This window comes from Mesoflavibacter sp., from assembly GCF_964226795.1.
GTDB lineage: Bacteria > Bacteroidota > Bacteroidia > Flavobacteriales > Flavobacteriaceae > Mesoflavibacter > Mesoflavibacter zeaxanthinifaciens.
The window spans coordinates 325,987-332,276 of sequence record NZ_CAXQQP010000005.1 but is presented as its reverse complement, the minus strand read 5'-3'; the positions used below and the strand labels follow the sequence as shown (position 1 = coordinate 332,276).

Genomic DNA, 6,290 nt, shown 5'->3' with positions numbered 1-6,290 from the left:
GTCACTACATAATCTGAAGCTGGCTGTGTCCCTAATATTAATAGCGTCTGACTCTCTAAATCAAATGGCTCTACACCATCATTACTCGGATCATCACAAACTACCATATCTGACGCTGGATTGATTGATAAGGAATAAATATCTAAAGTAAAACTATCAGTACCTACACAACTTTCAGAAGCACTATCTTCTATTCTTACAAATATAGTTTCTGGGTAAGGACCTGAAGTTATATAATTATCGGGCGTCGTAATTGGATTAGTATCATTTTGAGCATCTGTTAAAGAATTATGATAACTAACATTAACCAAAGAAGCATCTTGAGTACCAATAGCTTCAGCATCATTAACCGTTAAATCAAATGTTTCATCTGAAGAAAACACATCACATTGTATTAAGTCTATTGTATTTTCAACAGTAGGGCTAGGTAAAAATTCAATATAAATAGAATCTGAAGTTTGACAAGAAGCTGAATACACAATATCTACACTATAATTTCCTTCTTGATAAACATCTATACTTGGTCCTGTTTCTCCTGCTATAGGATTTCCTTCAAAATACCAAGTATGCGTAGCTGTCGTTAGTCCTGTATCCAATGTTATAGGATTTCCATCACAAATTGCAGTACCTGCATCAATTGTTACATCATCACCTAAATCTCCTCCTAGGTCAAAAGAACCTGCTCCTAAAAATACAGCAGCATTATATGCACTATCAAACGCGTCTGCAATAACTAATTTAATACGATAATTATTGTTAGGTGTTACGTTTGAAAAAGCCGTCATTGATCTAGTGTAGCCTCTAAAGTCAATAGGGTCATTATTTAGAGGTTCTCCACCTGGGCCATAATAAGAATCAAAATATCCTGGGTTTACAGATGGGCATCCACCATTATAAGTATTATCACGAACTGTAAATACAGATACAACATCTGTTGTACCTGGTACTAATGCAAGATTAGTAGTTACTCCAGTAGTCAAATCTGTTAGTAAGAAAGCGAATGCATCAGTAAAACTACATTGGAAACCTCCATATTCTTCTGACGCAAATAAAAAGTCAAAGCTTATTGAATTAGCAATAGGTACGAAATCAAATTGGATAAAACTAGCATCATTTGAATCATTTGCATTTAAAGCAGGAATTGCATTTTCCAAATCGGCATCTCCTGGCCATCCACCACTACTTTGCGTACCGGTTTCTGGTCCTTCTGCTTCCATTGCATCTCCTGAATTTAAAACAATACCAGACTCAAATGGAAACGCACCAGGTATAGCAGAAAAATAACCTATTCCGTTTTCTTGACCAAAATTTGATCCCGTACTCCAGTTAATGTTTGATACTGCAGCACAAGGACTATCTATTAACACATCTGTAACTAATTGGTCTACGGTATAAGTTGTTTGATCTACATCAATGTATGGACTAAGTACTTCTACTGTAACGGATGTTGAAGCAGAACATCCTGTTGGATTTGTATCTGTTACTGTAAGCGTAGCTGTAAAAGTCCCAAGGTTATTATATGTATGACTAACTGATTGTCCTGAAGCTACACCTGCATCTCCAAAATTCCAGTTATAAGTAGCACCAGTACCATCATCTTCAAACGTTGCACTTCCATCAAACAACACTGTACCTCCTAAGGGAATTTGAATAACACCAGTTCCATCTGCAACAGGATCTGTTGAATCTATACTAGGCGTTATAGTTTGACAAGATTGTAAGCATGAAATATTTGCTGCCCATCCTAAAGTGTTAGCTCCACTATCTGAAGTAAACTGAATAGTAATACAACCTGTAGTACTAGTTGGAGAGGCAGAAATAGTACCTGGGTTATTTGCAGCTCCTCCACCAGAATAACTACCTATTACAGGTGCTGTAATATCGTCTCCATCATAAATAGTCATGACGTCTAAACTAACCTGAGTACTAAATAAAGTAAAGTCTAATTGAATAAATTGTTCTGGTCCATCTGGACATATAGTTATAACAAAATCTTCATCATCTGCATAGTTAGATGAAGGTCCTCCAGAATCATAAAAAACACCCGAACATTGGTTAAATGTTCCGTTTTGCATATTAATGTCTTGTGCCCATCCTAAGATTACCAAGAAAAAAGAGAATAACGATAGTAAAAATTTCTTCATGCTTACTGTAAAGAATTTGTTAAAAATGTGCTTGAATTTACGACATCGCATAAATTTTGCCTAATAAATCTGATAATTTAACTATTTCATCGATAAAAATCGCTTTTTAACTATTTGAATAGTTTTATCAAATATAAAACAAGTTAGAGCAATAAATTCCTAACTTTGAATTTAAAGTTAAACAATTAAAATTTTATTTATGAAAGAAGAATGGATTGATACAGGTATTAAGTACGCTACTGATTATGGATTAAGAATAATCGCAGCAATTATTATCTGGGTTGTAGGGTCATGGATTATTAAAAAACTTCTAAGCTCTACTAAAAAATTTATGGAAAAAAGAGAGTATGACGAAAGCTTAAAAAAGTTTCTTGTAAATTTTTTAGGTTGGGTTTTAAAAATCTTGTTAATCCTAGCTATTCTATCTAAATTAGGTGTAGAAACTACTTCTTTTGCTGCAATTTTAGCAGCTGCTGGTTTAGCTGTAGGTATGGCTTTACAAGGATCTTTAGGTAACTTTGCTGGCGGTGTTTTATTAATGATTTTTAAACCAATTAAAATTGGTGATTTAATTGAAGCACAAGGTGAAATAGGTGTTGTAAAAGAAATTGAAATATTTACAACTAAACTTACTGGATTATCTAACAAAGAAATTATCATCCCAAACGGTGCATTATCTAATGGAAACATTGTTAATTACACTACAGAAGGAACAAGACGTGTAGATTTAGTTTTTGGAGTTGGATATGATTCTGACATTAAAAAAACTAAAGAAATTTTAATGAAAGTTGTTACCGACAATCCAAAAGTACTACAACAACCAGCTCCTACAGTTAATGTTTTAGAATTAGCAGATAGCTCTGTAAATTTTGCTGTAAGACCTTGGTGTAAGACTGAACATTACTGGGATGTATATTTTGAAACTATGGAAAACACTAAAGAAGCACTAGATGCTGCTGGTATAGAAATACCATATCCACATCAAGTAGAAATACACAAAGAAAATTAATTACTTTTTTGATTTTAAAGCAATAAAATCTTTTAAATAAAAAGGCTCAAAATAAGCAACATCTTGTATGTTGCTTTTTTTATAGGCTTCAAAAGACAATGCACTCATTTCATTTGCAGAAGGTAGTTTTTCTTCTATAAAAACTGCCTTTTCACTTTTAATTAAATCCATTGTCTTTTTTACACCGTTTCCTATAAAGTAAACTTTATTCTCTTTTAAATATTCTGAAAAAGAATTTTCATCTAAAACTTGAGCTTCAATAGCTCTTACTTCTTGATAATCTGAATTAAAAATTGCTGAATACACTTCTAAGCGTCTTGCATCTAACATTGGTACAATTAAGCCGCTTTCAGCTTCAACTTGATGTGCTAAAGCCTCTAAAGTAGATACCGCAATTAAAGGTACATCTAAAGCAAAACATAATCCTTTTGCTGCTGATACACCAATACGCAAACCTGTATAAGAACCTGGTCCTTTACTAACCGCAACTGCATCTAATTGTTGCTTTTCGATTTGTGCTTCTTTTAAAACTTCATCTATATAAACATGAAGCTTTTCTGCATGACTATAACCGTTGTCATAGTCTTCTTTTAAAGCTATAGTTTTACCGTCTTTTGCAACAGAAACAGAACAGTTTGTTGTTGCAGTTTCTATATTTAAAATGTATGCCAAAGTATTACTGAGTTATTGGTTTACCAAGGTAGAAATCTAACACTTTTGTTTTAAAAATAAAATCGTATTTAGCATTAATTAAAGATGATTCTGCATTGACCAATCTTAATCTTGATTGTTCTAAATCAAAAGCATTCATTGCTCCAATATCATATCTATCTTGTGAGTTTTGAAATGCTATTTCTTGAGATTGCAAACTAGACTTTGCAGCTTCATAAGCTCTTAAAGCAGCTTTAGCGTCTGTAAAAGCGCGTTGTACATTTGCTTCTACATCTAACTTAGCTTGTTTAAGATTAAGCTGAGCATTTTCTTCTTGAATTTTTGCTTTAGCAACATTGGTTTTATTCTGAAACTGCGAAAATATTGGAACGCTTACATTTAAAGAAAATCTATGTCCTTTTTGGTTATTTAACTGATTGAAAAAAGAATCTTCTGTGTCTATAAGATTTGTAAAAAAGACATTAGATCCAAATGCGTAGTTAAATGAAACTGTTGGTAAATATCCACTCTTAGATATTTCTGTATTTAAAGCAGAGTTTTCAATGTTTTTTTGAGCTACTTTAATTTCGTATCTATTATCAAGAGCATAAGAAACTATAGGACTAGCGTTATTATACATTAATTCTGATGAAGGGTTATCTAACTCTATAACTTCTACTTCAAAACCTTCATAAGGTAATTGTAATAATTGAGATAAAGAAAGTAATGCTAGCTCGTAATTATTTTCTGCAACTGTAACACTTTGTAAGTCGCTACTTAATGTTGCTTCTGCATCATAAACATTGGCTTGTGGTTGCACACCTGCATCTACTAAATCTCTTACTTGATCTAATTGTTTTTTACTAAAACTGTATTGCGCTTTAGCTATTTCTAGATTTTCTATATTAAATAATACATTAAGATAAGCATTAACCACATTTAAAGAAATATCATCTTTAATTCTGTTAAGTTCTAACTTTGATGTTTCTAAATTTAATTGAGATTGTTTGTAAAGATTAGTTAATCTAAATCCATTAAAAACAGTTTGATTTAAACTAATCGATGCGTTAGTTGAGTTATCTGTACGGTCTACAAATTGACCAGGAAATAACTCTCTGTTACCCAATGACAATGTATGCCCAACAAAACCACTTACGCTTGGTAAAAACTGTCCTTTTGCAGCATCTATATTCTGCTCGTTATTTAATATTGAATTTTCTCCTTGTAAAATGGTTATGTTATTTTCAAGAGCGTAATCTACACACTCTTGTAAACTCCATTTTTTTTGTTGTGCTGAAGCAGATAATCCTACTAACAGCAGTCCTGCTAAGGTTAGTTGTTTTATCTTAGTTGTTACCTCCATCATTATTATCTTTTGATGCTTTATTCCACACTTTTATTTTATCTCCTTCGCTTACACCTTCAGTAATTTCGATATTGATACCGTCTGATATACCAGTTTCTACATCTACTTTTTCAAAAGTGCCGTCTTCTTTTTGCTTTTCTACAAAAGGTTTTTCTGTAATTCTATCAAACTGAAGTAATGATTCTTTAATTGAAAGAATACTGTCTTTGCTTTCCATTTCTATTTCTGCATTAGCACTATAACCTGCTCTAATTCTTGTAGATTGTTCTACATCTACATCTGCTTTAATAGTAAATTGTACTGCCCCATTTTCTTCTATTCCTTTAGGCGCCACAAAGGTTAAAGTAGCAGGAAAGTCTTTTTCGTTTAAAGCTCCTAAAACTACTTTTATTTTTTTACCTTCTTCTATTTTACCAACTTCAGCTTCGTCCACTTTTCCTTCAAAAATCATTTTACTCATATCTGCAATAGTAGCAATAGTTGTACCTGCATTAAAGTTGTTACTTTGAATGACTTGATCTCCTTCACGAATTGGGATTTCTAGAATTGTTCCTGCAATTTGTGCAGTAATGTTTGTGTTTGCGCTACTTCCGCCAGATAACGATCCGCGTTTTATGATTTGATAATCGTTTAAAGCTTGGTTATAAGTTTCTTTAGCTTGGTTGTAAGACAGCTCGCTATTTTCAAAATCTTGTTTAGAAACCACTCCTTTTTCAAAAAGAGTTTTGTTTCTGTTGTACAGTGTTTCGGCATTATTCATAGATAATTTAGCTGATGAAATACGACTGCTTGCACTTGCTAAATTTTGCTCGTTAGGAACGACTCTAATTTTTGCAATTAAATCTCCTTTTTCTACGATATCTCCTTCTTCTACTAAAACTTTATCTACGATTCCTGAGATTTGAGGTTTAAGCTCAATTTCTTCCTCTGGATTTAATTTTCCAGTTGCGACAACTTTAGTGTTAATTGAGGTATAAAATGGCTCTTCCACCTTAAACTCTTCAATAGCTTTAGAATTAGCGTTATTAAAATACTTTAAAACTACAGCTAGCAGTAATACTATTACTATGACGCTAATTAGGATTTTTGCTGTTTTACTCATTGTATTGATTATTTATTT

Annotated in this window: 5 protein-coding genes; 1 reads left to right on the top strand and 4 read right to left on the bottom strand. The window is 32.5% G+C overall.

What is annotated here, in order from left to right; translation table 11 throughout:
* A partial coding sequence (locus ACEQT4_RS03725) for a choice-of-anchor L domain-containing protein (protein ID WP_370226064.1) occupies window positions 1-2,144 on the bottom strand: 2,144 nt, incomplete at its 3' end.
* Between the two features lie 199 nt (window positions 2,145-2,343).
* Here ACEQT4_RS03725 and ACEQT4_RS03720 point away from each other — a divergent pair.
* On the top strand, window positions 2,344-3,153 hold the full coding sequence (locus ACEQT4_RS03720) for a mechanosensitive ion channel family protein (RefSeq protein WP_370226062.1): 810 nt from the start codon (window positions 2,344-2,346) through the stop codon (window positions 3,151-3,153).
* Here ACEQT4_RS03720 and tsaB read toward each other — a convergent pair whose 3' ends face one another.
* The 3 genes from tsaB to ACEQT4_RS03705 are packed head-to-tail and all read right to left on the bottom strand — an operon-like array spanning window position 3,154 to window position 6,272.
* The gene (gene tsaB / locus ACEQT4_RS03715; RefSeq protein ID WP_370226061.1) at window positions 3,154-3,825 is read right to left on the bottom strand and encodes a tRNA (adenosine(37)-N6)-threonylcarbamoyltransferase complex dimerization subunit type 1 TsaB; all 672 of its coding nucleotides are present in this window, start codon (window positions 3,823-3,825) and stop codon (window positions 3,154-3,156) included.
* Window positions 3,826-3,829: 4 nt separating this feature from the next.
* Window positions 3,830-5,167, bottom strand: coding sequence for a TolC family protein (locus tag ACEQT4_RS03710; protein WP_370226060.1), 1,338 nt, complete (start codon window positions 5,165-5,167; stop codon window positions 3,830-3,832).
* Window positions 5,151-6,272, bottom strand: coding sequence for an efflux RND transporter periplasmic adaptor subunit (locus ACEQT4_RS03705; RefSeq protein WP_304141863.1), 1,122 nt, complete (start codon window positions 6,270-6,272; stop codon window positions 5,151-5,153). Before ACEQT4_RS03705 ends, ACEQT4_RS03710 begins: the two co-directional genes overlap by 17 nt.
* Window positions 6,273-6,290: the final 18 nt, after the last annotated feature.